Below are 900 nucleotides of genomic sequence, written 5' to 3'. Positions count from 1 at the left end.
GAGGTGGACGCATGCTCCCGGCACCAGCGGAGCGATTCAAGATGGCGTGGCCAGTTGCTTACCACAGAATTCCGGACAGGCTCCAAACACCTGCTGAAATGTTCAGCCAAACCGTTGCATCGACCGGTTGAATCCGCAGCCACAACCGGCCGTTCGACGGCGAGGCCTATTTCGAGCATTTGCGGCGGTCCCTCGTTCCATCAGAATCGAATCCCCACTTGTACAGGAGCAGACAATGATGCGTTTCGACCTGCGTTCTACCACCCTTGCTCTTGCCTTGGCATCTTGCTTGCCACTCGCTAATGGCGCCGGGTTTGAGCTCAGCAGTCCGAGCATCAAATCAGGCGGTACGCTGCCCGACGCTCAGGTCTTCAACGACTTCGGCAGCAAGGGGAGAAATGTGTCGCCTCTGTTGAAGTGGAGCGGCGCTCCCAAAGACACGAAGAGCTTCGCAGTGACGGTGTATGACCCCGACGCTCCCACCGGTTCGGGTTGGTGGCACTGGATGGTCTACAACATCCCCGCCACGGCCACCGAACTGCCTGAAGGCGCCGGCGCCGCCGACGGCAAAGGTTTGCCGGCCGGAAGTGCTCAGGCACGGAATGACTTCGGCGTACCGGCATTCGGTGGTGCGTGTCCGCCTGCAGGCGACAAGCCGCACCGCTATGTCTTCACGGTCTACGCCTTGAAGACCGAAAAGATTGACGTACCACTCGACAGCACGCCAGCGCTGGTTGGCTTCATGGTAAATGCCAACATGACCTTGCCCCTGTTGCCCGCACTCCATAGGCTGCCGATTATGCGGACTTCCTGTCTTGCTGCTGGGCCGCGATCCAGCGTTGCTCAAACATCATGGGACTGACATAGCCCAGCGTCGAGTGCAATCTCCTATGGTTGTAG

General features: G+C 59.2%; 1 pseudogene. It reads left to right on the top strand.

Annotated features, from left to right (window positions below):
- Nucleotides 1-238: 238 nt before the first annotated feature.
- A pseudogene (locus tag AC1D2E_RS35990) lies at nucleotides 239-757 on the top strand (YbhB/YbcL family Raf kinase inhibitor-like protein); the annotation flags it as partial.
- Nucleotides 758-900: the final 143 nt, after the last annotated feature.

It is taken from the genome of Variovorax sp. P1_H2, assembly GCF_056405295.1.
Note: the sequence above shows the minus strand (reverse complement) of the source record. Positions and strands in the feature narration are given on the sequence as shown.